Annotated in this window: 23 protein-coding genes; 6 read left to right on the top strand and 17 right to left on the bottom strand. The window is 70.9% G+C overall.

Annotation, left to right across the window (positions count from 1 at the left end; translation table 11 throughout):
* Window positions 1–4: 4 nt before the first annotated feature.
* From FREUN1FDRAFT_RS00960 to FREUN1FDRAFT_RS00940, 6 genes are all read right to left on the bottom strand, one after another.
* Window positions 5–1,117 (bottom strand): ABC transporter substrate-binding protein, encoded by a 1,113-nt coding sequence (locus FREUN1FDRAFT_RS00960; protein ID WP_006538039.1) that lies wholly within the window; start codon window positions 1,115–1,117, stop codon window positions 5–7.
* 102 nt (window positions 1,118–1,219) lie between these two features.
* The gene (locus tag FREUN1FDRAFT_RS00955; RefSeq protein ID WP_006538038.1) at window positions 1,220–2,029 is read right to left on the bottom strand and encodes a CbbQ/NirQ/NorQ/GpvN family protein; all 810 of its coding nucleotides are present in this window, start codon (window positions 2,027–2,029) and stop codon (window positions 1,220–1,222) included.
* A 52-nt stretch (window positions 2,030–2,081) separates the two neighbouring features.
* Window positions 2,082–3,707 (bottom strand): nitric oxide reductase activation protein NorD, encoded by a 1,626-nt coding sequence (locus FREUN1FDRAFT_RS00950; protein WP_369809762.1) that lies wholly within the window; start codon window positions 3,705–3,707, stop codon window positions 2,082–2,084.
* A 49-nt stretch (window positions 3,708–3,756) separates the two neighbouring features.
* Complete coding sequence (locus FREUN1FDRAFT_RS44850) at window positions 3,757–3,921, bottom strand: hypothetical protein (protein WP_006538036.1); 165 nt, start codon at window positions 3,919–3,921, stop codon at window positions 3,757–3,759.
* Window positions 3,922–4,110: 189 nt separating this feature from the next.
* Complete coding sequence (locus tag FREUN1FDRAFT_RS00945; protein WP_157474180.1) at window positions 4,111–5,103, bottom strand: hypothetical protein; 993 nt, start codon at window positions 5,101–5,103, stop codon at window positions 4,111–4,113.
* 15 nt (window positions 5,104–5,118) lie between these two features.
* On the bottom strand, window positions 5,119–6,018 hold the full coding sequence (locus tag FREUN1FDRAFT_RS00940; RefSeq protein ID WP_157474179.1) for a hypothetical protein: 900 nt from the start codon (window positions 6,016–6,018) through the stop codon (window positions 5,119–5,121).
* Between the two features lie 350 nt (window positions 6,019–6,368).
* Between FREUN1FDRAFT_RS00940 and FREUN1FDRAFT_RS00935 the strand changes: the two genes are divergently transcribed.
* Window positions 6,369–6,824 (top strand): hypothetical protein, encoded by a 456-nt coding sequence (locus FREUN1FDRAFT_RS00935; protein ID WP_006538033.1) that lies wholly within the window; start codon window positions 6,369–6,371, stop codon window positions 6,822–6,824.
* Window positions 6,821–7,783 carry a tyrosinase family protein gene (locus FREUN1FDRAFT_RS00930; protein ID WP_006538032.1) on the top strand — a complete coding sequence of 321 codons (963 nt, stop codon included), beginning with the start codon at window positions 6,821–6,823 and terminating at the stop codon, window positions 7,781–7,783. The genes FREUN1FDRAFT_RS00935 and FREUN1FDRAFT_RS00930 overlap by 4 nt, the downstream gene beginning before the upstream one ends.
* Window positions 7,784–8,280: 497 nt before the next feature.
* Here the strand turns inward: FREUN1FDRAFT_RS00930 and FREUN1FDRAFT_RS00925 are convergent, their stop codons facing one another.
* The 6 genes from FREUN1FDRAFT_RS00925 to FREUN1FDRAFT_RS00900 form a co-directional block, all read right to left on the bottom strand.
* Window positions 8,281–9,261, bottom strand: a complete 981-nt coding sequence (locus tag FREUN1FDRAFT_RS00925) for a pentapeptide repeat-containing protein (RefSeq protein ID WP_006538031.1) — start codon at window positions 9,259–9,261, stop codon at window positions 8,281–8,283.
* Between the two features lie 2 nt (window positions 9,262–9,263).
* Entirely contained in the window at window positions 9,264–10,052 is a 789-nt protein-coding gene (locus FREUN1FDRAFT_RS39330; protein ID WP_006538030.1) for a hypothetical protein, read from the bottom strand.
* Window positions 10,042–10,566 carry a hypothetical protein gene (locus tag FREUN1FDRAFT_RS00915; protein WP_006538029.1) on the bottom strand — a complete coding sequence of 175 codons (525 nt, stop codon included), beginning with the start codon at window positions 10,564–10,566 and terminating at the stop codon, window positions 10,042–10,044. The genes FREUN1FDRAFT_RS39330 and FREUN1FDRAFT_RS00915 overlap by 11 nt, the downstream gene beginning before the upstream one ends.
* 1 nt (window position 10,567) lies before the next feature.
* Entirely contained in the window at window positions 10,568–10,855 is a 288-nt protein-coding gene (locus tag FREUN1FDRAFT_RS00910) for a hypothetical protein (protein WP_006538028.1), read from the bottom strand.
* Window positions 10,856–11,160: 305 nt separating this feature from the next.
* Complete coding sequence (locus tag FREUN1FDRAFT_RS00905) at window positions 11,161–14,085, bottom strand: polynucleotide kinase-phosphatase (protein WP_006538027.1); 2,925 nt, start codon at window positions 14,083–14,085, stop codon at window positions 11,161–11,163.
* Entirely contained in the window at window positions 14,082–15,728 is a 1,647-nt protein-coding gene (locus tag FREUN1FDRAFT_RS00900) for a 3' terminal RNA ribose 2'-O-methyltransferase Hen1 (RefSeq protein WP_006538026.1), read from the bottom strand. The genes FREUN1FDRAFT_RS00905 and FREUN1FDRAFT_RS00900 overlap by 4 nt, the downstream gene beginning before the upstream one ends.
* Window positions 15,729–15,926: 198 nt before the next feature.
* Between FREUN1FDRAFT_RS00900 and FREUN1FDRAFT_RS00895 the strand changes: the two genes are divergently transcribed.
* The 3 genes from FREUN1FDRAFT_RS00895 to FREUN1FDRAFT_RS00885 all read left to right on the top strand — a co-directional run bounded on the left by FREUN1FDRAFT_RS00895 (window position 15,927) and on the right by FREUN1FDRAFT_RS00885 (window position 19,660).
* Window positions 15,927–17,099, top strand: a complete 1,173-nt coding sequence (locus FREUN1FDRAFT_RS00895; RefSeq protein WP_006538025.1) for an acyl-CoA dehydrogenase family protein — start codon at window positions 15,927–15,929, stop codon at window positions 17,097–17,099.
* Entirely contained in the window at window positions 17,096–18,376 is a 1,281-nt protein-coding gene (locus FREUN1FDRAFT_RS00890) for an acyl-CoA dehydrogenase family protein (protein WP_006538024.1), read from the top strand. Before FREUN1FDRAFT_RS00895 ends, FREUN1FDRAFT_RS00890 begins: the two co-directional genes overlap by 4 nt.
* 75 nt (window positions 18,377–18,451) lie before the next feature.
* Complete coding sequence (locus tag FREUN1FDRAFT_RS00885) at window positions 18,452–19,660, top strand: amidohydrolase family protein (RefSeq protein ID WP_006538023.1); 1,209 nt, start codon at window positions 18,452–18,454, stop codon at window positions 19,658–19,660.
* Window positions 19,661–19,777: 117 nt separating this feature from the next.
* Here FREUN1FDRAFT_RS00885 and FREUN1FDRAFT_RS00880 read toward each other — a convergent pair whose 3' ends face one another.
* Window positions 19,778–20,773: a Rieske 2Fe-2S domain-containing protein gene (locus tag FREUN1FDRAFT_RS00880; RefSeq protein WP_006538022.1), complete on the bottom strand. Its 996-nt coding sequence runs from the start codon at window positions 20,771–20,773 to the stop codon at window positions 19,778–19,780.
* 257 nt (window positions 20,774–21,030) lie between these two features.
* Here FREUN1FDRAFT_RS00880 and FREUN1FDRAFT_RS00875 point away from each other — a divergent pair, with 257 nt between their 5' ends.
* A complete protein-coding gene (locus tag FREUN1FDRAFT_RS00875; RefSeq protein WP_006538021.1) occupies window positions 21,031–23,388 on the top strand; it encodes an acyl-CoA dehydrogenase in 2,358 nt (785 codons plus the stop codon).
* A gap of 120 nt (window positions 23,389–23,508) precedes the next feature.
* On the opposite strand, the gene FREUN1FDRAFT_RS00870 is transcribed toward FREUN1FDRAFT_RS00875, so the two are convergent.
* The 4 genes from FREUN1FDRAFT_RS00870 to FREUN1FDRAFT_RS00855 form a co-directional block, all read right to left on the bottom strand.
* On the bottom strand, window positions 23,509–24,246 hold the full coding sequence (locus tag FREUN1FDRAFT_RS00870) for a class II aldolase/adducin family protein (RefSeq protein WP_006538020.1): 738 nt from the start codon (window positions 24,244–24,246) through the stop codon (window positions 23,509–23,511).
* Between the two features lie 11 nt (window positions 24,247–24,257).
* Window positions 24,258–25,544: an amidohydrolase family protein gene (locus FREUN1FDRAFT_RS00865; protein ID WP_006538019.1), complete on the bottom strand. Its 1,287-nt coding sequence runs from the start codon at window positions 25,542–25,544 to the stop codon at window positions 24,258–24,260.
* Window positions 25,541–25,765 carry a hypothetical protein gene (locus FREUN1FDRAFT_RS00860; protein ID WP_006538018.1) on the bottom strand — a complete coding sequence of 75 codons (225 nt, stop codon included), beginning with the start codon at window positions 25,763–25,765 and terminating at the stop codon, window positions 25,541–25,543. Before FREUN1FDRAFT_RS00860 ends, FREUN1FDRAFT_RS00865 begins: the two co-directional genes overlap by 4 nt.
* 189 nt (window positions 25,766–25,954) lie before the next feature.
* Entirely contained in the window at window positions 25,955–26,134 is a 180-nt protein-coding gene (locus FREUN1FDRAFT_RS00855; protein WP_035948449.1) for a hypothetical protein, read from the bottom strand.
* Window positions 26,135–26,276 lie beyond the last annotated feature (142 nt).

The raw sequence follows: 26,276 nt of genomic DNA, 5'->3' as shown, positions 1-26,276 counted from the left end.
CAGATCAGTCCTGCCCGAAGCGGTCGACGAGGTGGGAGGTGACGCCGTCCGGGTCCAGCCGCCGCGCCACCAGGTAGCCCGCCCCCATCCAGCCCCGGTGGCTCCAGTTCCCGAACGTGATGTGCGTCCCGGGTGCCCCGGCCGCGGCGGGCAGCATCCTGACCCGCTCCAGGGCGTCGCGCACACCGAGCGGGGTCAACGGATGAGCGTCCGCGAAGGCGCGCAGCAGCACCGTGGCGAAGTCCCGGTTCATCACCGGCACGCAGTACTGCGGGCGCCGCCCGTCGGCGGCCTCCAACCGGTCCAGGAACCGCTGGCCGACGAGGTTGCCCTCGTCGTACTGGTCGACGCCGGTCCAACCCACGATCGCGTTCCACATCACCGGGTTGATCCACGCGTTCTGGAAGGCTGTCCCCATGAAGCGCGGCGGGTCCCAGCCGACCGCCGCGAGGGCCGGGTTGACCTGGGCGATCCCGAAACCGAAACCGAAGTGCACGAGCGCCGCCGCCTTCGACTCGTACAGCCGGCGCACCGCCGCGCCGATGTCCTGAGCCGTCTGCGCGATCGTCTCCACGGCCACGACGCGGATGCCCTGGTCGGCGCAGGCCCGCTGGAAGTTCTCGAGATAGGTCCGGCCGACCAGCGACTGCTCGACCAGCACTCCGACCTCGGTGTGCCCACCCTTGGCCAGCAGACGCGACAGGAAGATCGGCTCTTCGGTCAGCGAACCCTGGGGCAGGGAGAAGGTCCACTCCCCCAGCCAGTCGTCCGACCCGGTGCAGCTGATCGCGGGCACGTGGAAACGCCGCTCGATCGCCGTCCGGGTCGGGACGCAGTTGTCGCTGATGGCGGGGCCGAACACGGCGAGGCAGCCTTCGTCGACGAGCTCGCCGTACGCGTCGATCACCGCCTTGATGGTTCCCTTGGGCAGGCCCTCGACCTCCCGGAAGACGATCTCGACCGACCGGTCGATGACCCCGTGCTCCAGACCGTCGGCGAACACCAGCTCGAAGGGCCGCGTCAGGTCCTTGCGCATCTGTTCCGGGAACTGCTCCGGTAACCGGAAATCGAACAGGTACCCGAGCTTGATCGGCTGCGCCGAGCTCTCGTACGACATCTCGCCCCTTCCTCCAGCGACCGGCCTCGCCACTGCGGTGCGCGAAGCCAAGATTTGTTCCGATCTCGGACCTGGCGTGGTCCAGATCAGGGAGCGGTGGTTCTAGGCTCCGCGCGAGGCGTCGTCCTCGCCGAGGTAGACGTCGATCATCTGAGCCAGACCGGCACCCACCGCCGGGTCGTCGGTGAGCGGGCCGGCGACGGCGGCGCGGGCCGCCGCTCGCAGCGGGAGCCCCTCCGCGGCCAGCCGCCCGGCGGCGATGAGCACCCGGGTCGAGGCCACCTCACGCAGCCCCGGTGTCTCCAGCCGGCGGACCGCCTGCCCCAGCCCCACCAGCCGAGCCGCCACAGCCGGGTCGACCCCAGCCTCGTGCGCGACGACCTTCTCCTCGACGTCGGGCGGCGGGAAGCCGAGCTCGACGGCGACCATGCGCTGTCGGGTCGAGTCCTTCAGATCCTTGAGCACGCTCTGATACCCGGGGTTGTAGGAGACCACCAGACAGAACCCGGGCGCGGCGTCCAACGTCACGCCCAGCCGGTCGATCGGCAGCTGCCGGCGGTGGTCCGCCAACGGATGGAGAACCACGGTCGTGTCCTGACGGGCCTCCACGACCTCGTCGAGGTAGCAGATGGCGCCGTCGCGCACGGAGCGCGTCAGCGGACCGTCGACCCATTCGGTCTCGCCGCCGCGCAGCAGGAACCGCCCTACCAGGTCGGCCGTCGTCAGGTCGTCGTGGCAGGCCACGGTGATCAGCGGCCGGCCGAGCTCATGCGCCATCGCCTGGACGAAGCTGGTCTTCCCGCACCCCGTCGGTCCCTTGAGCAGGACCGGAAGGCGCTGGCGGAACGCGGCCCTGAAGACCTGTTCCTCGTTGCCGACGGGCACATAGTAGGGCCGCTCCGTGCGTCCCATGCCGTTTCTCCTCTCGTCCACTGCCGTCGATGGACGTGCCTGTGGGAGGGCGCTACGGGGCGTGGCGCCGTGCCTCGGCGGCACGCAGCGCCGTGCGGAACAGCGGCCCGACGACGTGGCTCAGCTGGTCCGGCCGCCCGATCGCCCCGTGCGCCGCCCCGAAGACCTGCCGCAGGGCGGCGGCGTCCGTGCTCGCGCCGACGCTCAGGCAGGCCGCGCCGACGCCGCGCCGCCGGGCCTGCGCGAGTGCCCGCCTGGCGTCGGCCTCGCCGTACGAACGCTCGTAGCCATGGTCATAGGCGAGACCGTCGGACAGCACGACAAGCAGCCGCCGCGACGTGTCGCCCTGATCGGACAGCACCGACACGCCGTGGCGGATCGCCGCGCCGAGCCGCGTGTAGCCGCCGGGCACCAGGCCACCGAGGCGGCGCAGCGCCACGGTGTCGAGCCTGTCGTCGAACCGTTTGACCGGCTCAAGGTGGACGGCCAATCTGCCCTGGGAACGGAACGCGTAGAGCGCCACACAGTCCCCCAGGTCGTGCAGCGCGGTCACGAGAGCCGCGGCCGCGGTGCGCCGCTGTTCGTGCACCGTCCCGCCGTGGACGGCCGGCTCGGCGGCCGAGCCCGAGCAGTCGAGCAGGACGAGCACCGAGAGATCGCGGCGACGGCGCAGCCGGTCGACGTAGACGGCCTCGTCGCACGCCAGACCGGCGAGCGTCGCGACCCGTGCCTCGACCAGCGCGTCGAGGTCGAGGTCGTCGCCGTGCCGCTGACGGTGCCTGCGGTCCAGCCCGACGCCGAGGCGCGCGAGCGGTCGGCGCAGCGCGTGGCCGGCAGGCATGGCGACCGGTGTTCCCCGGCCGGGCGGCGACGCGACCTCACGCACCGTGCACCAGTCCGGACGGTAGCGACCCGCGTGGACGTCCCACTCGGGATACCTCCACCCCTGGCCGCGGGCCTCAGTGCTGCCGCCCACCGGATCCGGGCTCGCGCTCCCGATCGTCACCATGCGCCCGCCACGGATGCCGGCTCGCGACCGATGCGTCGCCGTGTCCGCGCCCACCGGGCCATCGCCGCCGGATGACCGCGCCGCCGCGAACATCCGCGAGAGCAGACGACCGACAGCTCCGCCGCCGCCGACCGGACTCGCGAGGAGATCCAGGACCATGGCGGGGTCGTCGTCCTCACCCGGCAGCTCGGCGAGATCGCGATGACCTGCCTGTCGCCGCGCGGCGATGCCATGGACGGACGCGACGGACGCGGCGCGGGCGTGTGACGCGAGCAGGCGCCGAGCGTCGATCGTGCCGAAGCTCTCGGGCGGGTCGCCGGTCGTCAACCCACTGCGTGCGGCGGCCAGGGACGCGGCGGCCGAATCGGCGAGCGCGGCGACGTCCCGGTCGATGAGCGACCGCAGACTGGGCGGAAGGAGATCCTCGTTCGCCGCAAGCGCGCGATGGCCCTCGATGAGGAGGTAACGCCCCACGAGAGCCCGACGCCGCGCCAGCTCGCGCAGGAGGCCGGGCTCCAGACTTCCGCTGGCCAGCAGCGAGGCCTGCACTGCGAGCATCTCCAACCGGCGGCGTGTACCCGCGGCGGGGTTCACGAAGACCGTGACACCGTCGGTCCGGGGGGGCTCGTCACCGTCGGTCGCCACGACCCGCAGGGTGCGGCCGGCCATGGCTGACGCCGACAGGCTCAGACCGCCAGGACCCTGGTCGTCCACAGCGTCAGCGCCTGGCGGCGCGCGGGGCGGCGGAGCTCGCCAGGCCGTCGGATATGCCCCCTTCGGCGCGGACGCGGGCCCGCGTCGCCAGGCCACCGGCGGTGAGTCGTCCACGCCGGCGCCCCGACAGTTCGGGAGCATCGAGGGCCGCGCTGACGTCGGCTGACACGACCGACCTCCATTCACCCATCAAGGTCATACCTAACCTTTGTTCCGTACGGTAGGGCCCGATCTCCGCACCGTCAACCCGACCGATGGCCGAGGGCCAGATGAAGCTCGGGTTTACTCGGGGCGGTGAGAGAGATCGACACTCGTTGTGCTGCCGCATCGGCCGCAGCCGCATCTGAAGCAACCGCTGTCAGGGCGCCAGATCTACGCGGATGTCCGGATCGCTGTCTGGCAGGATCAGGACCGTGCCGTCACCGGGCTGCCAGCCGGCGGGCAACAGAAACCACCGCCCCGCATTGTGTAGCAGCACGCGAAGACCGTTGTACCGGAACGCGTAGCGGGAGTTGCTGGAATCCAGCGGAAGGAACATGACACCCGGCCCACTGATGTAAAGCTTCTGCCGGCTGAAGACGATGGCCTGCGGATGCGTGACAAGGGTCCGCTCGAGCGTGTTGGCGGCTGCCCGTCCGCGATCCGCCCCGATGTTCGCGGTCAGCCAGAAGACCGAGATGATGACCAGAATCGCCAGGGCGCTGATACGCGTAGCCCGGCCTGCCGCCAGAGTCCGCCGCATACCGGCCGGCGTGGCCGCATGACGCTCGACGAGTGCGAGGCAGTAGCCGGTGACCAGCGTGGCGCCACCCAGGGCTATGGGGGCGGCCAACGGTTGTGACCCGATCTCCCTGGCCGGCGTCACCAGGCCGGTCACGGCCACGCCCAACAGCGCCGCCGCAGCGGTCGCCAGCAGGCATACGGCGACAGCGCCGGTTCGTCCGGTGCAGCGTGCCAGCTCCGCGGTCACCACCGGCTGGGCGATGATCGCGACGGCGGCGACAACGGCCAGGACCGCCAGTGGGACGAACGCGACCCCCGCGCTGCGGATCAGATAGTCGGTCGTGGACAACCCAACGGTTCCGAGATCGACACCGAAGTGGCGGTAGAACTCGCGCTCGCGGGTGTATCCAAAGAAATAGAACATCGCGGTCAGCAGGCTGGCCGGCGCGACCACCCGGCCGATCAGCTCGAGGATGGTGCTCAGCTGCATGCCTGCGGGCTCAACGGCGTCACCGGTACCCGGGCGAGTCCCGGAGCCGTCGGCTCCGGAGCTGTCGGCGGGGCCCGCTTCCGCGTCGGGATGAGGCGGACCTTCGGCGGGTGGGGAGCCTTCGTCAGAATCAGACATGTCAGCGAATCGGTCTCAGGTGCCTGTGGGCATGGGCAACGAGCCACCGCTCTGCCCCTCGTCGCCGTCCGAGCCGGGCGGCGTTTGATCGACGGGCGGCGATTCCGGCCCCGGCTTCGGCTCCGAAGCAGGCTCGGTGGTCGAGGGTGGCTCCTGTGTCGGGGGAACCTCCTGTTCGTTCGGAACCTCCCGCTCGTTCCCGGTCTGGGTTTCCGGTGACTCCGCGGGGGAGGTCGGCGGCTCAGCATCGTGTGATTCCTGCACATCCGGCTCAGGCAGCGTCGACTGCGCGAACCGGGCGTTGTTGACCACGTCCGCGGCGGCCTCGTCGTCGGCTGGAAGTACAAAACAGAGACCGGCGGGGGCATCGGAGCACAGCGGACTTCCCGGCCGCTCATCGGTGATCGCGATGATGTAGCTCACCTGCTGGTTCGCTGCCGTGCCAGCTGGCATCGCGTTGCTCGATGGCCGAGTACCTACTCCTGCGGCCTGGGGCACCGAGCCCACGGTCGCCGGAGCGCCGCCCGCGGTTCCGGCGGGCTTGCCGACCTCCGCGGCGGTGATGCAGAGCTGCTTCGCCGCGCACGGCTGAGCGTTCTCGGTACTGTCCCGTATCGTCGACGTGCATTCGCTTCCGGCCACGATCTCACTTGCGTCACGGCACGCCTCGGCTATCTCCATCGCCTGCGCCTCGGTGATCTGCAGCCGCGCCACGTCCTGCAGCGGAGCCTGGACGTCGCCGCCGACGGCCGGGGCATTCGGCTGCAGTGGGAGGCTGGTCGGCTCTGTGGGCAGGGCCGCGGCAAGGCTCTCGGACCGCGGCGGGTCCGCCTCACCGCCACAGGAAACGGCGATCACGACCGCCGCGATGACGAAAAGTACCGGAAGCACCCTGGAGCGCTCGCACCTCAGCATCGCGGCATGCATTTCCCCGGATTTCTCCTTGAGCTGGGTGAGGAGGTTGCCAAAATCGCGGCCATCGTAGGTACAGCATTTCCTTGATCGCCAACCGACGGCAGAAACCGAGGGTGACGTCGCGGCTGCACCGGTGAATTCAGGCTCGAACCGGACGCGGATGGACCACGTCACCTGCGACGGTGTTGCCGCCCGCCCACGGCGTCCTCGCGGGGACGCAGGGGCGGTCGGCGGGTCCGGGCTCCGCCCGAAGTGACCAGTGGCCTCGAACCGGCCCGGTATCGCCCGGTCATTGCGTCGGCCTCCCCGCATCTGTTGAGATGTGGAAGACATCGAGGTAGGAGGCGCCTGTGAACGAGCAAAACGGCGGTTCGGCGGAGGACCTCGCGACATACTTCCTTTCCGCGGAGGGTCTGCGCGGTGTCGAGGTAGCACCTCACAGCCACGGGACCGGAACGTCGACGAGCGTGCGCGACTTCGAATACAAGGGCCATCAGGCGAGGATCGAGACCACCTACCGCATCACGATCGACGGAAAACCCCTCGTCGGCCATATCGAGGCGCTCCCCTCGGGGGAGGTTCACTACCACCGGTTCCCGCAGTACGCACCGAACTCCGCCGTCGACGTGGTGAAAACCATCATCGACACCCGTCTCTGGGAGAAGCCGACCGTCCCTGACGAGCTGGCGGCCGAACACGGACCCGAGCAGCCAGAACACGAACATCACGGGCACACCGAACACGGGCCTCACGGCCACACCGAAAGTGCACACGGAGATCAGCGGGCGGACGGCGGTCACCGGTGACCGCCGTCCGGACCCACATCCTCGACGACCTCACCGCGGCACAGCGCTACCTCGACGCGGCCGTCGGCCTGAGTACGGAGCTCACCTCGGTCACCGCCCGCTCCGCGAGTCAGGTACTCGCACAGGTGATTCCCGGGTTCCGCATGCGCGGAATCGAGCAACGACTGTCGGTGTGGGATCTGTTCGTCATCTGGCACTGGGCCTCCATGCAACTGACGACGTCACCCGAAACCGCGATGCGCAATCGGGCCCATGGCGGCCCGGTGTTCCTGCCGTGGCACCGGATGTACCTCCTGCGGCTGGAACAGCAGCTCCAACGGCACAGCGACGTTGCCGACGCCGGCCTGCCCTACTGGGACTGGGCCGTGGCCGGCGGTGATCTGACCCCCGACCAACAGCTCAACCATGTCCTCTGGACCGACAAGTTCCTGGGCCCGCCGCGGGGCTCCGTCACGACGGGCCCGCTCGCCGCCCACATCGTCCGGATCGAAGAGCGTGACGACGGCCTCTGGTCCATTCCACCCCGGCCGATCGTGCGCGCGGCCGGCACCCAGGTCGGCACCCTCCCCCCGTCCTCCGACGTGCGGGCGGCGCTCAACAGCGATCATTACGACCGTGATCCGTGGGATATCTCGGTCGTCTCTCATCGCAACCTCGTCGAGGGCTGGGTGAACGGGCCCCGGATGCATAATCGAGTGCACGTCTGGGTGGGCGGTGACATGCTGCCCGGCACCTCCCCGAACGATCCGGTCTTCTTCCTGAACCACTGCAACGTGGACCGGATCTGGGAGTCCTGGATGACCCGCCACGGCCGGACCTACGAGCCCGGGCAGGATGTGCGGGGAGCGCCGGTGGGCCATCGGATCGACGACGACATGATTGCCCTGCTCGACAGGTCGTTCATGCCAGGCCAGGTACTCGACGCCAGCGCCTGGTACTCCTACGACGTCCTGCCGTAGCGCCGCTCTGGGCAGCTGACGGTCACACCACCCGAGTCCACAGGAGCCGGCATGGAGATCCCGGCTCCTGTCAGGAACCGGAGCATGCCGCCACTACCGGGTCCTTATCCAGAAAGGGACATCTTCCCGGAATAAACTGGATGGTCGGCATGCATCCCTGGGCGCGATGTGGTATTCCCCGGGCCGGCCCCGGCGGAGCAACCGTCAAGGTGACGCTGGTACTCCTGGTTCTCGTGGCGTTGACGTCGGCATTCTTCTACTGGGGCAATCTCTCGATCCTTTCCCGTGGGACCTCAGCGACGACTGGACCTCGCTGAAGCGACGCGTGGTCTCCGGGGTGGCGGTACCGGTGGAGCTTCTCCTGATGGCCTTCTGTGAATACGGGTTCGCGAAACGGGGTGGCTCCCGGGACATCTACTACCGACTTGGAGGCTCTGATCCTCCGGGTGGCAGCCCGCTCGCTTCCGGGGCGGCCGCAGTAGGCCGGCCCGGACTGATCAGTCCGGCAACGGCCCTTCCGGACTCCACGACGCCGGCCGCACCAGCCATGTCGGCAACTGCGTCTCCCTGTCCCCTCGCGCCACATCCACCTGTTCCTGCGACAGCCCCACAGCGTTGGTGAGATTCGCCCTGCTCAACCGGGCGTCGGTGAGGTTCGCCTCGTCAAGCCAGGCGTTGGTGAGATTCGCCCTGCTCAACCGGGCATTGGTGAGGTTCGCCTCGTCAAGCCAGGCGCCCGTGAGGTCTGCTCCACGCAGCCGGACGTCGGTGAGGTCCGCTCCGCTCAGCACAGCGCCGGTCAGGTCCGCTCCGCTCAGCCACGCGCCAGTGAGGTTGGCGCCGGTAAGGCTGAGGTGGGCAAGGCTGGCGGGCCCGGTGAGCTCGGTGCCGGTCAGATCACAGCGCGGAACCCCCCTGCGGGCGGGAAGACGTGCCAGGACCTGGATCGCGGCGCGAATGTCGGCAGCTGGATACGTCGGCTCGAGCGGCTCATCGCCGGCAGTGGCGGGAACGGAGGATGTCCGGGCGAGGGCGGTGCCGCGGACACGGACGAATGCGGAGAGGACTTCGACAACGGTCCGCTGGTCGGCCGGGGAGTCGACAGCGATGCGTTCCAGGGCGTAGATCCCGCCGAGTCGGATCGTGACAATCTCGGAACCGAGCTGGTCGACCGCCCGCGTATAGAGCTCCCGGACGTGGGTGTTCTCGTTCGCGCGCCGCACCTCGGCGTTGGCCTGGCGGGTCTCGTCCAGCGCGACAAGACCACCGGTGACCGCGATCAGGGCGGCGGCCGCGGTCAGCAACCCGCCCTGGAGCGCGGCCCGCGCCTCGGACTGGTCCGCCGCTGGATACATCCGCGCCGGCAGATGCCAGATACCCACCACCGCGCATACCGCCCCTAACGCCGCGATCCCGGCGACGATCCACAGTCCGCGCCGCCCGCCGCGCCGGCCTGATCCCCCGCTGTCGGCCGTCATGGTCAACGAAACCACTGGCTCAGGACCAGAACACACGGATAGGTCGCGGGAAAGGCCCACAGGAAGTCGTTGAGGCCCATGACCACCGCGCAGCACACATGAAAGAGCAACGCCATTCCGAGCGCGCCGAGGACCAGCCACGACGGCCCGAAGAGGGCCGCCACGAAGGCCGTCTCGAACAGCATCACCGCCCACCCGACGCCGAGGCTCCCGAACGGGACCCGGCCCAGGGCACGGGCGGCGACACCCAGCCCGTAGGTCTGGGTACCGATGATGTCGCCTACCGCCGTCCCGCTCCGCCATACCGGGGAGGCAAGCTTCGAGACCCCGGAGGTCGTGTAGCAGAGCACGAGCTGGGCTGCGATGAAGCCGACCGCAAGGCCGGTTCTGGTCGGCGAGACGGGCGGGAACGCCGCCAGCGCCACCGACACCAGCACCAGCGTCGTCAGCTGCTCGGCGCCATCACTACCAACGATCCGCCGCTGGCCCATGGCCAGTCGGACCGCGAGCGCTGTCACAAGCCCCGTGTAGCCGATGCCGTCCCACGGGCCGAGGATCACGGCGACGAGGCAGCTGAGCACGCCCAGGCAGAGGAGTTGCATTTCTCGCCCGCCCAGCACGGCGAGCAGCCGGCTGTCGGCCCAGTGCAGGGTCCGTACGCCGCTGATGTGGAAAACGCCGGCATACCTGAACATCCGGCGGGCTGCCAGGGCCTCGCAGTTGCCGACGAGCGCGGCGGTGGCAGCGAGTCGGGCTGTGATGTCGAGGGCTCGGGCCGGGTCAGGATTCAAGTCGGTGCGCCTGCGAAGCGAACTCGACAGAAAGCTCCTGGTCTGGCGGGAACCCCATGGACGTGAGAACGGCGAACTCCCGGTACGCGGCCGAGGAGTCCCTGGACTGTCTCGCCACCCACCCGGCAAGCCCGACGTACGGGGTCGACAGGATCAGAGCGTTCGGATGCTCCTTGAGCTGTTGTCGACTGCTGCGCAACCCGTTGACCAGGTCAATACTCGCCTTGCGCTCGAAGCGTCCCGGATTCCAGATCCACCGCACCCACGGATTCGGGGGCGCGGTGGTGAGAGCACGCCATGGCCCGCGGGTGGTCCCGCTCCGGTCGCGGTAGACAATATGGACGTCCTCGCGAGCGGGATCTGGGGCGAAGAAGGTCCAACGAGGCACGAGTCCCAACAGATCATAGCGGACTATGCGCTTCCACCAGCCCAGAGCGAACTGGTTCAGCACGCTCGCCGCGAACCAGCCGGCGAAGACCAGACCGACCGCGACTGTGGCCAGCACCTCAGCCATGTCAGCCCTGGACGACCTGTGCCCGCATCTCCACGAGCTCGCCGATCGACGTCGTGTGTTCCAGCTGCCCGGTCAGCTCGATGATCTGGTTGAGGATCTCCCGGTCATGCTCGGACAGGTCGAAGAGCGGGTGATGCGCGTCCGGAGTCGCGGCGGCCTGTTCCTCAGTGATGTGAATCCTGAATCGGTCGGACAGCCCGAACCCGCGCGATTGGGCCTCGGTGATCAGGGCGTCGATGCGGGCGAGTTGACTCAGGCGTAGGCTTCCTGGTTCAGATCGCATGCTCATGAAACACCTCGACAGAAGGAGTACTTCATCTCGGGATAGCTATTTTCTCTGCGATGAAGACACGGAACAGCCTCGACGGACACTGCCGATGGCCACCCCCTGATCAGCCGGCACTACGACCGCCCTGATCCTGGCGGAATCATCCACTACCCGGCGCCGGGCCGTCAGTGGTTTCGCGATATCTTGCTTGCGAGCCATTGCTGTTGGCAGGTGACTTACCGCGGTGGCAACCTCGGCGTCCACCCTGATCCGGGCGGACGGTTCGCCCGCCTGGCCCGCAGACGCGACAGTGCCCTTCTGGTGCCCTACAGCCGTGGATCCACCGGCTCGGACTCCAGGGCCAGCACGGCGAAGACGCATTCGTGAACCCGCCACAGCGGCTCCCCGGCCGCGGTGCGTTCGAGCGCCTCCAGTCCCAGGGCGTACTCGCGGAAGGCCAGGGATCGTTTGCGGCCCAGGCCCCGCTCGCGCAGCCGCTCCAGGTGCACCGCCTCGGTGTAGTCGGCGCCGTAGATGATGCGCAGGTACTCCCGGCCCCGCACCTTCACGCCGGCCAGGGCCAGCCCTCGTTTTCCCCGGGCCAGGCCCGCGAACGGCTTGACCACCATGCCCTCGCCGCCGGCGGCGGTCAGCTCCTCCCACCACCGCGTTCCGGCGGCCACCGAGTCCGGGTCGGCCGGGTTGACCCGGATCCGCGCGGTGGTGGCCAGCAGGTCCGGATCGGCGGCGGCGAGGCGGTCCGCCACCGCCAGATGCCACAGGTTGTCCTGGTGCAGGTAGGTCCTCGCGGTCTGCCCGTCCCCGGCGTGACCCGCGCCGCCCGCCACCGCCGCAGCCGCCTGGTCGATGGGTGGCGCAGCGGGTGCGACGCCCCCGGCTGCCAGCAGCATGAACGGCGCGAACCGCAGGCCGTCCAGGCCGTCGACGGGCCAGCAGTACGGCTGGTACGCCGCCGTGAACGCGTCCGCGTTGGCCGCCCGGCCGCGGGTGCGTTCCAGCAGGTCCGCGACGTCGACACCGCGGCCCACGGCCCGGGCCAGGGCGTCGACGGCGACCGGGAGGGCGGCGCGGGCCGCCGCGCCGGTGGCCGCGTACTGGCGCCGGATCAGGGCGTGGGCCTTGGCGCTCCACGGCATGATCTCCCCGTCGAACACCGCCCATCCGGCCGCCAGCTCGTCCCACAGGCCGCTGGTGGCCATCGCCGCCCGGAGCCGGGCCAGCAGCGCCTCGGTCAGGTCCGGGGCGAGGAACGGCCGGCCGGTTCGGGTGAAGACCGCGCCGGTGACCCCGTCGGGCGCGCCGAATCGCCCGCGGGCGGTGGCGGCATCCCGGCAGACGACGACCACGGCCCGCGAGCCCATGTGCTTCTGCTCACACAGAAGATCCTCGACGCCGTCCGCGCGGTAGGCCTCGAAGGCCTCCGCCGGATGTTCGAGCAGGCCCGGCAGGGTCGAGGTCGGCGGCGGGCTCATCGTCGGCGGAAGGTAGACGAGCCAGCGTGGGTCGACGGCGAAGCGGCTCATCACCTCCAGAGCCGCGAGCGCGTTGGGCTCCTCGATCCGGACTCGGCCGCCGTGGCGCGTCTCGATGAACCTGCGGCCGAGGACGTCGTTGACGTGAAGCGTGTCAGGGCGCGCCGTCGGGCCGGTGGTTCTGTCGACCGAGGCGCCGGTGTCGATGATCAGGCTGGCCGGGCCGGGGTCGGAGGCCCCGGCGGCGGGCGGGTCGACGGCGCCGTCGTCGACGGACGGCTCCTCCTCGGGCCGTGTCGCCGGTCCCTCCGCCGGCTGCTCCGTGTGCTGCTCCGTCAGCGGCCGACGCGGCTCGAAGTACTCGCGGGCCGCCGGCACGGACACCAGTTCCCGCTCCGGGTAGCGCAGCGCGGTGAGACGTCCGCCGAACACACACCCGGTGTCCAGGCACAGGGTGTTGTTCTCCCACCGCGGCTCGGGGACGGGGGTGTGGCCGTAGAGCACCATCGCCTTCCCCCGGTAATCACGGGCCCAGGGGTAGCGCACCGGCAGCCCGTACTCGTCGCTCTCACCGGTGGTGTCCCCGTAGAGAGCGAACGACCGCACCCGGCCGGAGGCCCGGCCCTGGTAGGCCTCCTTCAGCCCGGCGTGCGCGACGACGAGACGTCCGCCGTCGAGGACGAGGTGTGAGACCAGCCCGTCGCAGAACTGTTCGACCTCGGTCCGGAACTCGGGTGTCTCCCGGCCGAGCTGCGCCAGCGACTCGGCGAGACCGTGCCCGATCCGCACCTGCCGGCCGCGCAGGGCACGGACGAGCTTGTTCTCGTGGTTGCCGGGCACCGCGAACGCCTCGCCGGCGGCGACCATGCCCATCGCCAGCCGCAGGACCCCGGGCGTGTCGGGCCCGCGGTCCACCAGGTCGCCGAGGAAGATGGCGCGCCGGCCTTCCGGGTGGGCACCGCCGACCGCGCGGCCCTCATCGTCGCGGCGCAGCTGGTAGCCCAGCCGGATCAGCAACGCCTCCAGCTCGTCGCGGCAGCCGTGCACGTCACCGATCACGTCGAACGGGCCGGTGAGCTCGCGGCGGTCGTTGAGCAGCGGGGTGTACTGGATCGTCGCGGCGGCGATCTCCGCCTCGGAGCGCAGGACGTGCACGCGGCGGAAGCCTTCGCGGGCCAGCCCGCGCAGTGACCGGCGCAGCTCGCCGTGCTGGCGGCGGACGACGTGCGCGCCGAAGGCCCGGTCCGGCCGGTCCGCGTTGCGCGCGACGCAGACCGACTCCGGCACGTCGAGCACGATGGCGACGGGCAGCACATCGTGCGCTCTGGCCAGCTCCACCAGGCGGGCGCGGGATGTCCGCTGCACGTTGGTCGCGTCCACGACGGTCAGGCGCCCGGCGGTGAGCCTGCGGGCGGCGATGAAGTTCAGGACGTCGAAAGCGTCCGCGGTCGCGGACTGGTCGTTCTCGTCGTCGGCGACGAGCCCACGGCAGAAGTCGGAGGACAGCACCTGGGTCGGCAGGAAGTGCCGGCGCGCGAACGTCGACTTGCCGGAGCCGGTCACCCCCACCAGCACGACGAGGCTCGGGTTGGGAATCGTGAGCGGCGCGACCGGCGGCTCCTTCGGCGGCTCGGACAGCCCGGACAGCTCGGACGGCTCGGACAGCTCGGACAGCTCGGACGGCTCGGACGGCTCGGACGGCTCGGACGGCTCGGACGGCTCGGACGGCTCGGACGGGAGCTGACTCGTCTCGCTCATCGGTTCGCCCCTCGCTCCGGCGCCGCCAGTTCCAGGACCGCGAGCTGGGTCGGCTGGCCGACCTCGGGGTCGTCGGCGCCGATACCGCCGATCCTGGCGCGGTAGGGGTAGCCGGCCACGAGGTCGCCGATCCAGGCGGTGAACTCGGCGCGGGTCCATTCGAAGCGGTGGTCCCGATGCCGCAGAACGCCGGGGGGCAGTCCGTCGTAGCGCACGTTGTACTCCCGGTTCGGAGTGGTGATGAGAAGGGTCCCGGGCCGCGCGTGCCCGAGCAGGACGTCGGCGAGCACCGGCAGCCGGGGCGGGTCGACGTGCTCGACCACCTCTGAGAGCACGATCGCGTCCATCCCGGTGAGGCGGTCGTCCCGGTACAGCAGCGAGGAGACGACCAGGCGGACCCGTTCACGGTCGCGGTCGGACATCTGCTCGACGTGCAGTCTGCGGGCGGTGAGCTCGAGCGCGCGGTGGGAGACGTCGACCGCGACGATCTCGGTGAAGGCCCGGTCGGCGACGAGACGGGCCACCAGCCGGCCGGCACCGCAGCCGACGTCGGCGACGCGGCGCGCGCCGGCCGTCCGCAGCTCGGCCATGATCGCGCGGCGCCGCTGCTCAGCCAGCGGCAGCTCCGGTGTGCCATCGCCGTTCACCGGATCGGCGTCCGCTCCCTGCACCGCTCCCGGCACCGCTCCCGGCACCGTGCTCGGCACCGTGCTCGGGCCCTGGCCCGCCGCCTGGATCAGGCCGGGTTCCGGGTTCGTGGTGAGCCCGGTTTCCATGGTGCGGTCGGGTTCCGCGTTCGCGGCGGGATCTGGTTCCGTCGCGTCGGAGGTGAGCCGTCCCGGTTCGAAGCCGTCGGGGATGCCCTCGGCGGTGAGGTCCTCGGCCACGGACAGCTGCGTCAGCGCCGCCGTCGCCAGGCCGGAGCGGTGGGCGAGGTAGCGGCGTGCGATCAGCCGCTGCTCCGGATGGCCGGGCAGCCAGCGGGCACCTTCACGGACGAGCTTGTCGATCTCGTCGCGGCCGACGTGGTAGTGCTTGGCGTCATCGAGCACGGGCAGGAGCACGTAGGCCTGGGTGAGGGCGTCCGCCAGCAGGGCGGTGCCGGTCAGCGTGACGTCGTGATGCGGCGCGTCGCCCCAGTCCGGGAAGTTCGGGTCGAGCGGTAGCGGGTTCGCCTCGACCTGCCAGCCCAACGGTTCGAACAGACGCCGGACGAGGTCGGCGCCGCCACCGCGGCACGGCAGCGACGGAAGCCGGATGCTCAGCGGCAGCGGTGTCGTGACCAGCTCCGGCCGGGCCCGGCACCGGCCCGCCATCGCCGTCGAGAAGACAGCCGCCATCGCGACCGCGAGCAGGCTGGAGGCCGCGTAGGGCCGATCGTCGACGTAGTGTGCGCCGGCGGTGTCCCGGCCGCCGCCGGCCTGCCCCCGGCGGCCGGTGGATCGCGAGCTTCCCCGGACGAGTCCCACCGGGTCGACCTCCAGCAGCAGTGCCGCGGTGCAGCGCGCGTCGGTCGCCTCGGGGTAGAAGACGTGTGCCGGGCCGGCCGCGGTGTCGAAGCGATGAACCCGGTCGGGGTGCTTGTGCAGCAGGAAGCCCAGATCGGTCGCTGGCTGGTAGGTCGTCGACACCGTCAGGAACATGGCGAGGATTCTCGCGGATCGGACAGTCGGCGTCGCGTGAGTATTCCGCTGGAGCGCTGGGCCGCGGCACGTATCGAAGCCCGTGACCCGAGCGAGCCACAGCCACCAGCGAAAGATATAGATCTTTATAGCTCCGGGCGGTACGGTGAGGCCACCAGCGTGCGCCTGCTACGCGAGCAGGACATCCCAGGAGGGCCGATGTTCACGCAGACCGCGGACCAGGACTTGCTCGAGGCCACCACGGAGCAGTACCTCGAGGCCACCTACCCGCCCACGCGCATCCGTGAGCTGGCCCGGCAGGACTCGACCTTCGATCCGGTGCTGTGGAAGCGGGGTGCCGAGCTCGGCTGGACGTCGCTGCTGGTCCCGGAGGGCTCCGGGGGCGGATCGGTCAGCGGCAACGGCCTCGCCGATCTCCTCGCGGTCGCCTTCCAGTTCGGTCGGCACGCCGCGCCCGGGCCACTGATCGGGACCAATGTGGTCGCCGCGGCGCTGGGTCGGTGGGGCAGCAAGGAGCGGCACGGCGGGCCGCTGGCGGAGTTGTTCGACGGAGCCGCCACCGCCGCCTGGGGGTACTCGCCGCGCACCGGGCCACGCGCCGGTGCCGCGGTGCGCGCGGGCCGGTCCGGCGACGGTTTCCTCCTGGACGGTGTGGTGCCCTGCGTCGAGAGCGGCGCACCGAACGGCTACCTTCTGGTCGCCGCCTCCGGAAGCGACACCACCGCTGACGGGGATGACGCACGGTCGCACTACCTGGTTCCGCTCGACGCCCCCGGTGTGCGGACCTCCCCGCTGGGCGGCATCGACCTCACTCGCCGCCACGCCGCGGTGACGTTGCAGGAGGTCGCCGTAGCAGCGAACGCTCAGGTGGGCGAACCCGGCTCCGCCGACGATCACGACGAGCTGCTCCTCGATCTCACCGCCGTGCTGCAGGCCGGCGAGATCGTCGGCGCGATGGAACGCGCCTTCGCGATGACCCTTCGGTGGGTGAACGACCGGTACTCCTTCGGCCGCCCGCTCGGGTCGTACCAGGAGATCAAGCATCGGATGGCCGACCTGCGCACCCAGCTGGAGGCGAGCGCGGCGGTCACCGAGAAGGCCGCGCGGCGCGTCGGCGAGGGCACGCCGGACGCCCACTCGTGGGCCAGCGCGGCGAAGGCGCACGTCGGGCGGGTCGGTCCGGAGGTCATCCAGGACTGCGTCCAGCTGCACGGCGGAATCGGGATCACCTTCGAGCACGACCTGCACCTCTACCTTCGGCGCGCCACCGTCGACGCGCAGTTGTTCGGCACGCCGGCCACCTTCACCGACCGGCTCGTTGGCCTGACCGAGACCGCACTGGCAGCGACCGCCCAGGATGGTGGCAAGTGAGCGAGACCATGATCGACGTCGACGAGTTCGCGGCCCGCGCCCGCGCCTGGCTGGCCGAGAACATGCCGCCCGCGAATCCCGACCGTGACACCTTCTTCCTCTATGCCGCCACCCATCCCACCGACGAGGAGGTGCTCGCGCGGGCCGCGACCTGCCGCGAGCTGCAGCGCCGGCTCTTCGACGGCGGTTTCGCCGGCATCTGCGTGCCGACGCGGTACGGCGGGCAGGGCTTGACCCCGGCGCATCAGGCCGCGTTCAACCGGGAGATCAAGGGCTACGACTATCCCGCCGAGATCCAGGCGTCCACCTTCATTCCGTGCATGGCCGTGCTGCTGGAGTTCGGGACCGAGGAGCAGAAGCAGCGTCACATCCCCCGGATGCTGCGCGGCGAGGAGATCTGGGTCCAGCTCCTGTCCGAGCCGGGCGGCGGCTCGGACGCCGCCGGCGCGGTCACCACCGCCACCCGCGACGGCGACCGGTGGATCCTCAACGGCTCGAAGGTCTGGACGACGTCCGGCTGGTGGGGCGACTGGGCGCTCTGCCTGGCCCGCACGAACTGGGACGTCGCGAAGCACCAGGGCCTGACCGTGTTCAGCCTGCCGATGTCCGCCCCGGGGCTGGCGATCAGCCAGATCGAGCTGGTGAACGGCTCGAAGGACTTCTGCCAGGAGTTCCTCACCGACGTCGTCGTGCCCGACGCCGACCGGATCGGCGACGTCGACGCCGGGTGGAACGTCATGGGCCGCTGGCTTTACCACGAGCGCACGATCTCGGGCGGCTCCCCTTATGTGACCGGCGGTGGGAACCGGCCGAACGACGGCCCGTACGAGCCCGCGGCGATGATCGCGGCCGCCCGCCGGCTCGGGACGATCGACGACAGCCGCACGCGGGCCCTCCTCGGTGAGGCGCAGACGAGTTCCCTCGTCCTGCGGGCGCTGGTCGAGTCCGTCACCCGCAAGATGGCCGGCGGTGTGCTCCCCCACCACGCGGCGGCGATGACGCGGCTGTTCGGCGGCACGAGCAACGCCCGCCGCGCGGCGATCGCGACGGAGCTGTACGGCGGCGCGGGAGTGGTCTGGGCCCCGGGCGAGGAGACCGCCGCGCAGGTCGGGCTCGGCTACCTGACCCGACAGGCCGCCTGCATCGGCGGGGGCACCACGGAGATGGCCCGCAACGTCATCGCCGAGCGGCTCCTCGGCCTGCCGCGCGAGCAGCGCGCCGACACCGGCGCCTTCCGCGATGTGCCCCGCGGGCCACAGGCCACCGGGGGCCAGTGAGCGACGGGCCTTTGCGCCGTCACACCAACCCGAGTAGAGATATCTACATATCTTTCAACTGGCCGGGAGGCAGTCATGGCAGATGAGCAGCGACCGGAGCCGGTGGCGCCGCGGCCGGTCGACGCGGACAACCACTACTACGAGACCCTCGACGCGTTCACGCGCCACCTCGACCGGAAGTTCCGTGATCGCGGCGTGCGCGTGTTCCAGGACGGCCGACACACCGAGATGGTCATCGGTGGAAAGGTCAACGGCTTCATCCCGAACCCGACGTTCGACCCGGTGATCGTTCCCGGCTGCCTCGACCTGCAGTTCCGCGGCCAGATCCCGGAGGGGGTCGACCCGCGCAGCCTCACCAAGGTCGAGCCCATCCGGCCCGAGTACCGGGACCGGGAGGCACGGCTGGCGACGATGGACGCCCAGGGCCTCGACGCGGTGCTGCTCTTCCCGACCCTGGGCTGCGGTGTCGAGCAGGCGCTGCGGTACGACGTCCCGGCCACGATGGCGAGTCTCAACGCCTTCAACCGCTGGCTCGAGGACGACTGGGGCTACTTCTACCAGGAGCGGATCATCTCCGTGCCGATGCTCTCGCTGGCCGACCCCGAGGCGGCGCTCGCCGAGGTCGACCGGGTGCTGGGCCTCGGCGCGCGGGTCGTCCACGTCCGCCCGGCCCCGGTCCCGACCGGGACCGGCAAGGGCCGCTCGCTGGGCAACCGTGCGCACGACCCCGTCTGGGCCCGACTCGCCGAGGCTGGCGTGCCGGTCGCGTTCCACCTCGGCGACAGCGGATACAACGCGATGGTCGGCGCGCCCTGGGGCGGCGCCGAGGAGTTCGCCCCGTTCCGCGCCCCCGACCTGCTCGGCAGCGTGCTCGTCGGCGACCGGGCCATCCACGACACAGTCGCGAGCCTGATCGTCGACGGCGTCTTCACCCGCCACCCTGCGCTGAAGGTGGCCAGTGTCGAGAACGGTTCCGACTGGGTCTACCCCCTGGTCAAGGGCCTGCGGAAGCTGGCGAACCGGGTCCCGTCGAGGTTTGCCGAGGACCCGCTGGACACGATCCGCGAGCACATCTGGGTCACGCCGTACTACGAGGAGGACCTGCGCAAGCTCGCGGACACGATCGGCGTCGACCGGGTCCTGTTCGGCTCCGACTGGCCGCACGGCGAGGGCCTGGCCGACCCGGCGGCGTTCACCGACGAGCTGACCGCCTTCAGCCCCGAGGAGGTACAGCTGATCATGCGCACCAACTGCGCCGAGCTCATCGGGCTCCCCACCTCCTGACCGAGACCGGCGGCTCCCGACCGGACTGCGATCTCGCGAACGCGACTCCGTCCGGGAGCCGCCGGCGCGCCCCCCGGTGCACCGGTCGCGAGCACGGCCAGGCGGCGCCGGTGGTGGCTACTCCCCCGCTGGGACCTCGTAGAACTGGGTCGCCCAGCGGCGGTAGGCCATGTACGGCTTCGCGTCCTGGACGGCCATGATGGGGCGCTCGACGTACTCCTGGTGGCGCCAGATCCCGAGGTCGTCGTCGAGCGTGGAGAGGAACTCCTTCTCGACGCGTTCGAGCACGTCCGGTGGCGGGACGTCGGAGGTGTCGCCCGGGATCCGGGGCCACCAGATCGAGTAGAACATGTCGGAGGCGCCGTCCTCGACGGGCGTGGTCGCGAAGATGAGGCGGTAGTTGTCCACGCCGGCGAACGCGCTGATCGCGCCGCCGAGGCCGAACAGGTAGCTGTGGATTCGCAGGACCATCGCGTCCGGGTCGTCGCTGCGGCGGTCGGGCCAGCCGGTCTCGAACAGCCACCCGTGGTCGTCGGCCTTCCAGTCGCGCAGGACCGGCGTCACCGTCGAGTGGTGGACGTACTGGAAGTGCATGCTGTCGGCGGCGTTCTCACCCGGGATCTGCGGGTGCACCGGCTCGCGCTCCATCCTGCGCGACAGCGCCGGGTAGGGCGGGTAGTAGGCGGCGGGGTCGGTCTCGAACTGCGGGAAGATCCGGAAGATGTCGGTCATCGGCCAGCGCGGCGCCTCGCCCCGCGGCTGGTGCCAGACGAACACGCAGCCGTACTGCTCGTGCACCGGGTACACCCGCAGCTGGGCGGCGCGGTTGGGCCGGTCCTGGTACGGGATGTAGCGGTTCCTGCCGTCCGGCCCCCAGCCCCAGCCGTGGAACGGGCACTCGATGCAGTCGCCGTTGACCTTGCCGCCGTGGCCGAGGTGGGCACCCATGTGCCGGCAGTGGGCCTGCAGCACGTGCATCTCACCGGACTCGTCGCGGTAGGCGACCAGCTCCTCGCCGAAGTACCGCAGCGGCCGGACCTGACCCGTGCGGAACTCGGCCGACCAGCCGACCATGAACCACCCGGTGGGCTTCCAGGTGAACGGAACCTTCATGCGACGTCCCCTCGTCGAAAGCTCTAGATTTATCTTGCACCCGGCCGGATGGGCCGGCAAGGGTGCGGACGGTGGCGGGGGCGACCACGGTCCGACCGGCGGCGCACCCACCCCTCCCGAGGGACCCTGCGACCTCTGGACAGGCGCGGGCCGGTCGGCTGAACCTCGACCACCCTTCCCAAATTAATATCTATATATATTAGCGGCTCGATGGTCTCGTGCCGCCAACTGTGCGGTGACGGCATTCGGAGGCGTGCATGGACCTGTCGTTGGACGAGGCGTCGCGAGCGGCGCAGGAGCTGGCCACGGCCGTGCTCACCCGTAGTCCGGGGCTGGCGGCGGCCCGGGCCGCCGAGCCGTTGGGGCACGACCCGACGCTGTGGGCGCAGCTCTGCGCGACAGGGCTGCCAGGGCTCGCCATCCCCGAGAAGCACGACGGCGGCGGCGCCGGCCTGCACGCGCCGGTCATCGCGGCGATCGAGCTGGGGCGGTCACTGGCGCCGGTGCCGTTCGCCGAGCACGTCGCGGCGGCACGTCTGCTCGCCGCCGTCGCGCCGGACCATCCCGACCTGCCCGCCGTCGTCGCCGGGGAGCTGATCGCGACGCTGGCACCGCGGGTTCACGCCGGCACCGCCGTCGCGGTGCCGGCAGGGGCCGTCGCCGGGCTGGTCCTCGCGGTGCGCGACGGTCAGGTGGTCGCGGCGCGCTCGACCCCGCCCGGCGCCGCCGTGGCCAACCAGGGCGACCTGCCGGTGGCCGACCGCGATCTGCGCGAGGCGGTGGTCCTCGGCGGCGCGCCGGCGGTGGCGGCGTTCGCGCGGGCCCGGTCGGAATGGCTGGTCCTGATGGCTGGTTGGCTCGCCGGCCTTGCCGACGGCGCGCTGGAGCTGGCGACCCGATGGGTGAAGGAACGCGTTCAGTTCGGCGTGCCGATCGGATCGTTCCAGGGGGTGCAGCACGGGCTCGCGGACCTGCCGGGGCTGGTGGACGGGGCCACGCTGTTGTCGCGGGAGGCGGCCTGGAGCCTGGACACCGGGAAACGGTCGGTCACCGGAGCCGACGGTGACCAGCTCGCGGCGATGGCGGCGTTGTTCGCCACCGAGGCGGCACGCCACGCCGCGGACCGGGCGGTCCAGTACCACGGTGGCCTCGGGGTCTCCCTGGAGCACGACGCGCAGCTGTTCTTCCGCCGCGCCCGCGCCTACCCCGCGCTCGCCGGCGCGCCCCGTGCACTGGCCCGCGAACTGGGCCGCGACCTCGTGGACGGCCGGTCGACCACCGCGGACGCCCCGGAGGTCGCCGGCACCGCCCCGCGGACCGGTGGGCCGGCCGGGCAGGTGGCGCCGGCCCCGGGTGGGACGGACTTCGCCCACAACCCGTCCGTCGCCGTGTTCGCCGCGCAGGTCCGCGGCTTCGTCCGATCCTGGCTGACGGACGAGGTCCGCCAGGAGGCACGCCGAACCGGCACCGTGCACGTGCCGGCGCTGCACCAGGCCCTCGCCGAGCGCGGCTGGCTCGCGGCGTCCGCACCGGGCGACCGCGCCGCACGGGATCCCTACGAGCTGGCCGCCCTCTTCCGGGAGCTGGAGCTCGCGGACGCGCCTTACCACGGCATCGGCACCACCATGATCGTCGCCGGGGTGCTCGACCAGATCGGGAGCCCGGCGCTGCGCGCCGACGTCCTGCCTCGGCTGCTGGCTGGCGAGGCGACCGCCGTGCTCGGTTACTCCGAGCCTGGCGCGGGCTCCGACGTCGCGTCCGCGCGGACCCGGGCCACCCCCGTGGACGACACGCACACCTCCTGGCGGATCAACGGGCAGAAGATGTGGACCACCCTCGCCCACACCGCCGCGCACTGCCTGCTGCTGACCCGCACGAATCCCGACGTGCCCAAGCACCGCGGCCTGACGATGTTCCTCGTCCCGCTGGACACCCCGGGGATCACGATCCAGCCGATCCACACGATCGCCGACGAGCGGACCAACATCGTCTTCTATGACGACGTGATCGTTCCGGACTCCTGCCGAGTCGGTGGCATCGACGAGGGCTGGCAGGTCATGGCGATCGGGCTCAGCCTGGAACGCGGCGTCATGGGCAGCACCGCGACCATCGAGCCGCTGCTCACCGCGGTGACGGCCTGGGCCCGCGTCCCCGCGCCGGCAGGCAGCTGGCAGGAAGGGGAACGACCGGGCGACGACCCCGCCGTGCTGGCCGCGATCGCACGAGCCCGGGCCGACGCGGAGGTAGCCTTCCTGCTCACCCAGCGGACCGCCTGGCTCAACATCGCCGGCCAGTCACCCGCCATCGCGGGCACGATCGCGAAGCTGTTCGCCTCTACCGCCTACCAACGCGACAGCCGCGAACTCCAGGACGTCACCGGCCTCGGCGGCATCCTGCGTGCGCCTGCCAGTGGGAGCTCCATCGCGCCGGCCGCCGACGGCGAGATCGAACGCGCCGCCCGCCACTCCAGCGCCGTCACCATCCAGGGCGGCACCACCGAGATCGCCCGCAACCTCGTCGCCGAGCAGCGCCTCGGACTACCGAAGACCCGCCGTGGCACTCGCACGTCCACCGCCCAAGCGGCGACGACACGCGGATCCACAGTGTCCAGTTGACCGGAAAGGTCAGTCGCCTCCAGTCGAATTTCATCAACGGAATCACCAGGATGCCGGTGCGCTTCGCCCCGGCGTGAGCACGGCTCGACCGTGATGTCGCCGAGCCGCCGCCCGGCGACATCACGAGAGCAGGCTGGGATCGGAGCGCAGTTCGGCGCGGACGGCGGACTCCCAGAAGCCGACGAAGCCGTTGCCGTCGGAGTTCTTCAGATGGCTCAGGAAGCCGGCCGGGAGGACAGGGACCGGGGAGCCGCCCGCGGCACGGACATGCCAGGCGCGCTGACAGCGCTGTTCCAGCGCGACGGCGCGCTGGAAGACGGCGCGCGCGGAGCCGCCGAGCACGAAGACGCCGTGGCCCGCGAGGAGGGCAAGGTCGCCGCCGTGCAGAGCGTCGATCGCGCCCCGGGCGGTGGCAGGGTCGTTGACAGGGCCCTGGTACTCGTTGACGAGGACGAGGTCGCCGCCACCGCCCAGCGCCGAGCTCTGGTCGTAGATCGGTGGGATCTCACCGAGATCCGCCCAGACGGTGCCGTAGAGCGGGTGGTTGTGCACGGCCCAGGTGACGTCGGTCCGCGCGGAATGCAGCGCGAGGTGCAGCGGAATGCCCAGTGGGACGGGCCAGTCCCCCTCGGCCACCCTGCCGGCGAGGTCGATGCGGATGACCTGCTCCGGGCGCAGCTCGTCCCAGCGGACCAGCCACGGGTTGCACAGCAGGGTGCCATCCGGCTGCAGGGCCGTGATGTGGCCGGCCAGGTGGTCGTTGTAGCCCTGCCGCCACAGGGCCCGGGCGAGCAGGGCGATCTCCTCGCGGGCGGTGAGCTCCGGCATGAGTTTGTCGGCGGTCGGCATGAACGTCATCGTCACGTCCTTCAGTCGGCCGGCAGAACTGTCGGCGGGAGGGGGTGGCGGAACAGGGCCGCGGCGTTCTCGCAGCACATCGCCCGGATTTCGGCGGGCGGGATGTGGCCCCAGACGTCGGCGAGCACGCTCTGGGTGTCCGGCCAGGTGCCGTCGCCGTGCGGGTAGTCCGTCTCGACCATGATGTTCTCGACGCCGATCCGGTGGCGGGTGTCGATCGTCGACGGGTCGTCGAGAGTGCAGAACCAGAAGTTGCGGCGCAGCACCTCGGCGGGGCGCAGGTCCCAGCCGGTGCCGTAGCCGGACCGATCGACGATGTTGTCGAGCCGGTCGAGCAGCATCGCGACCCAGCCGATACCGCCCTCGCTCATCGCGATCTTCAACGTCGGGAGGCGGACGGGGTGGCCCGACCACAGCCACTCCGCGCAGGCGGTGAGCGAGGCCTGGCCGAACAGCGTCGAACCCAGCTGCAGCCGGGGCGCGCCGGGCGGCGCGTCGGACAGGCCCGAACTGCCGACGTGCAGGGTGATGACGGTGTCCGTCTCGACGCAGGCACCGATGATCGGATCCCAGTGGGCGCGGTCCCACAGCGACGGCAGGCCGATCGTGTGCGGGCGCTCGGGGAAGGTGACGGCGGTGAAGCCGCGCGCCGCGTTCCGGCGGATCTCCGCGGCGGCGAGTGCCGGGTCCGCCAGGTAGGTGATGCCCATCGGCACGACCCGCTCGGGGTAGGCCCCGAACCACTCCTCGTGGAGCCAGTCGTTCCACGCACGCACGCAGGCGAGGCCGAGATCCCGGTCCCGGGCACCGAAGAACACCCGGCCGCAGAAGCCGGAGATCTGCGAGGGGAAGTTCACCGACGCCCAGATCCCGTTGACGTCCATGTCCCGGACCCTGGCGTCGATGTCGTAGCAGCCGGGACGCATGTGCTCGAACCGCAACGGCTCCAGCTTCACCGTCTCCGGTCGCCGCCCGGCGACGGCGTTCATCCCGACCTGGGTGAAGGTCTGGTCCTCGAAGTGCCACACCTGGTGGCCCTGGTCGGTTTCGACGATGCGTGGGGCAGCGTCGGCGAACCGTGCCGGAACCCGCCCCTCGAACAGGTGCGGAGGCTCGACAACGTGATCGTCGACGGAGATGACGGTGTACCGGACGGCCCGCGGGCCGGGCTCGGGTAAGAACAGCGCGGGGTCGAGGCCGGTGGGCAGGCCGGCGCCGCTCGCGGCGGTGCTGCTCGCGGCGGTGCTGCTCGTTGCGGTGCTGCTCGTTGCGGTGCTGCTCGTTGCGGTGCTGCTCATGAGAGCCTTCCCAGGAGAACGAGGGTGAGGAAGAGCGCGCCGGCCCCGCCCGCGGTGCACAGCGCGACCTCGGCGGCGGTGAACATTCCCCAGGGGATGACGAACTCGTTCTCCGGCCGGGTCCAGGGCGCGGTGGCCGCCCGGCACACGCCGCCCAGAACGGTTCGGTCAGCGGCGCGCGCGGGGCGAACGACATCCCGGCCGCCTGGGGTCACAACCATGCATCACCGCTCGGACTATTAGTCCGAGCGGATGGTGACGGAACTGCGAGAGATGAATCGCTCACGGCACCCCTCACCGCCTCCTTCGGCCTGCGGCTCGGCAGACCACGCTGCACTGGGCATCGTGAAGCCGCCACGAAGACACCGGCTAGTGTGGACGATCCACTTCACCACACTCCCGTTTGGAGCTCAATAGTCTTCCAGCCTGCAGGTCGTCGAGGTCCGCCCCGGCGCGGCCGTCAGGTGGTGGGCTGCCGGCCAGGCAGGCCCCACGGTCTGCACGGCGGAGGTCACCGAGCTGATCGCCGCGTCGAAGTCATCGACGGCGACGAGGTTCACGTACCAAAACACGCTCCTGGGCAGCAGCACGGGCTCATTCGTCGAGGAGAACGACGCGGAGGGCGTTTGGACGCGCCTTGTCGGCTGATTCACCCGTCAGACCCCCGGCGCCGGCCCTGATCGTCTCCCGCGCCTTCCCGCAGCTCGTGGCCGGCGCGCCCACGGCTGGCCG

The organism is Parafrankia sp. EUN1f (assembly GCF_000177675.1).
Taxonomy (GTDB): domain Bacteria; phylum Actinomycetota; class Actinomycetes; order Frankiales; family Frankiaceae; genus Parafrankia.
Note: the sequence above shows the minus strand (reverse complement) of the source record. Positions and strands in the feature narration are given on the sequence as shown.

What these genes read in the sequence shown, in the direction of transcription:
- FREUN1FDRAFT_RS00945 (WP_157474180.1), bottom strand. Translation starts at nt 5,103, where the DNA reads ATGTCTGATTCTGACGAAGGCTCCCCACCCGCCGAAGGTCCGCCTCAT.
- FREUN1FDRAFT_RS00905 (WP_006538027.1), bottom strand. Translation starts at nt 14,085, where the DNA reads ATGAGCGAGACGAGTCAGCTCCCGTCCGAGCCGTCCGAGCCGTCCGAG.
- FREUN1FDRAFT_RS00865 (WP_006538019.1), bottom strand. Translation starts at nt 25,544, where the DNA reads ATGAGCAGCACCGCAACGAGCAGCACCGCAACGAGCAGCACCGCAACG.
- FREUN1FDRAFT_RS00940 (WP_157474179.1), bottom strand. Translation starts at nt 6,018, where the DNA reads ATGCTGAGGTGCGAGCGCTCCAGGGTGCTTCCGGTACTTTTCGTCATC.
- FREUN1FDRAFT_RS00960 (WP_006538039.1), bottom strand. Translation starts at nt 1,117, where the DNA reads ATGTCGTACGAGAGCTCGGCGCAGCCGATCAAGCTCGGGTACCTGTTC.
- FREUN1FDRAFT_RS00950 (WP_369809762.1), bottom strand. Translation starts at nt 3,707, where the DNA reads ATGGCCGGCCGCACCCTGCGGGTCGTGGCGACCGACGGTGACGAGCCC.
- FREUN1FDRAFT_RS00880 (WP_006538022.1), bottom strand. Translation starts at nt 20,773, where the DNA reads ATGAAGGTTCCGTTCACCTGGAAGCCCACCGGGTGGTTCATGGTCGGC.
- FREUN1FDRAFT_RS00955 (WP_006538038.1), bottom strand. Translation starts at nt 2,029, where the DNA reads ATGGGACGCACGGAGCGGCCCTACTATGTGCCCGTCGGCAACGAGGAA.
- FREUN1FDRAFT_RS00870 (WP_006538020.1), bottom strand. Translation starts at nt 24,246, where the DNA reads ATGACGTTCATGCCGACCGCCGACAAACTCATGCCGGAGCTCACCGCC.
- FREUN1FDRAFT_RS00910 (WP_006538028.1), bottom strand. Translation starts at nt 10,855, where the DNA reads ATGAGCATGCGATCTGAACCAGGAAGCCTACGCCTGAGTCAACTCGCC.
- FREUN1FDRAFT_RS00885 (WP_006538023.1), top strand. Translation starts at nt 18,452, where the DNA reads ATGGCAGATGAGCAGCGACCGGAGCCGGTGGCGCCGCGGCCGGTCGAC.
- FREUN1FDRAFT_RS00925 (WP_006538031.1), bottom strand. Translation starts at nt 9,261, where the DNA reads ATGACGGCCGACAGCGGGGGATCAGGCCGGCGCGGCGGGCGGCGCGGA.
- FREUN1FDRAFT_RS00875 (WP_006538021.1), top strand. Translation starts at nt 21,031, where the DNA reads ATGGACCTGTCGTTGGACGAGGCGTCGCGAGCGGCGCAGGAGCTGGCC.
- FREUN1FDRAFT_RS00895 (WP_006538025.1), top strand. Translation starts at nt 15,927, where the DNA reads ATGTTCACGCAGACCGCGGACCAGGACTTGCTCGAGGCCACCACGGAG.
- FREUN1FDRAFT_RS00915 (WP_006538029.1), bottom strand. Translation starts at nt 10,566, where the DNA reads ATGGCTGAGGTGCTGGCCACAGTCGCGGTCGGTCTGGTCTTCGCCGGC.
- FREUN1FDRAFT_RS00860 (WP_006538018.1), bottom strand. Translation starts at nt 25,765, where the DNA reads ATGGTTGTGACCCCAGGCGGCCGGGATGTCGTTCGCCCCGCGCGCGCC.
- FREUN1FDRAFT_RS00900 (WP_006538026.1), bottom strand. Translation starts at nt 15,728, where the DNA reads ATGTTCCTGACGGTGTCGACGACCTACCAGCCAGCGACCGATCTGGGC.